Below are 1,217 nucleotides of genomic sequence, written 5' to 3'. Positions count from 1 at the left end.
TTCAAGAGGTTGAAAAGCTTCTCGACTCCTGCCATGCGTTAATGAACTTTGGTGTCGACCGCTACAAACGACCAGAGAAAATCTCGATTACCGAAGAGAAGGCCCGCCAAGAGGAGCGCGAGGCTTATCTGCAATCTCAAGTCAATGAACTGTGGCGAACCGTACCAAGAGCCAAAACTAAAGAAGAAGACATTAAAGAGCGCTTCCCTAGTGAACCTCAAGAAAACCTACTCTACTTCTTTGAGAAACATGCGCCGCTCTTAGAACCATGGCAACGCGAGGTTGTTCGAATCGTCCGAAAAATCAGCCAGTACTTTTATCCACAAAAGCAAACTCAGGTTATGAATGAAGGATGGGCAACGTTCTGGCACTACACGATTCTAAACCACTTGTATGATGAAGGAATTGTGTCCGAAAAGTTCATTCTTGAATTTTTGCATAGCCATACAAGTGTGGTTGCTCAACCACCTTACAACAGTCCTTACTTTAGCGGTATCAACCCCTATGCTCTCGGCTTTGCGATGTTCCGCGATATAAAGCGTATTTGTGAAGAGCCAACTGACGAGGATAAAGAGTGGTTCCCGGATCTAGCAGGAACAGATTGGTTAGATGCCTTGCATTTTGCTATGCATAATTTCAAAGATGAAAGCTTTATCAGCCAATATTTGTCTCCGAAATTGATGCGTGATTTCAAACTGTTCGCCATCAACGATGATGACAGGAAGAACTTTATTGAAGTCTCCGCCATACATGATGAAATGGGCTACAAACGCATTCGAGAAACTCTGGCAGCGCAGTACAACCTATCAAACTTAGAGCCTAACATTCAGGTGTTTAACGTGGATGTTCGTGGTGACCGTTCACTCACATTGCAGTACGTTCCTCATAACCGCATTCCACTCGATGAAAGTTATGATGAGGTATTGAAACACGTCTATCGCCTATGGGGCTTTGACGTAATCTTAGAAGAAGTTAAAGACACGGGACACAGAGAAACATTAGCCACTTGTCCAAAACGCAATCAGTACGATTCAAACATTTAGTAAAAAATATACTCATCCCCTTAAAGCCAAAGGCTCCATGAAAGGAGCCTTTTTATTAATTGCAAGAAGTAGAATCGTTACGCTTTTTTCGCCACAATAGCTCTAACGGCTTCAAGATCTTCTGGCGTATCAACGCCTGCTGCTGGTGCTTCTTTCGCTACCGCCACATGAATT

The 1,217-nt window shown here is 43.5% G+C and carries 1 protein-coding gene and 1 pseudogene; one reads left to right on the top strand and one right to left on the bottom strand.

All coding sequences use genetic code 11. The annotated features are described in order from the left end of the window. Nucleotides 1–1,043 (top strand): SpoVR family protein (locus tag R8O70_RS25670; RefSeq protein ID WP_318184520.1); only part of this gene is annotated, 1,043 nt, incomplete at its 5' end. Nucleotides 1,044–1,120: 77 nt separating this feature from the next. Here the strand turns inward: R8O70_RS25670 and R8O70_RS25665 are convergent. Next, nucleotides 1,121–1,217, bottom strand: a pseudogene (locus R8O70_RS25665) (3-deoxy-manno-octulosonate cytidylyltransferase); the annotation flags it as partial.

The organism is Vibrio sp. 779(2023) (assembly GCF_033344285.1).
Lineage (GTDB): Bacteria > Pseudomonadota > Gammaproteobacteria > Enterobacterales > Vibrionaceae > Vibrio > Vibrio alginolyticus.
This window is presented reverse-complemented; position numbering and strand designations above follow the sequence as displayed.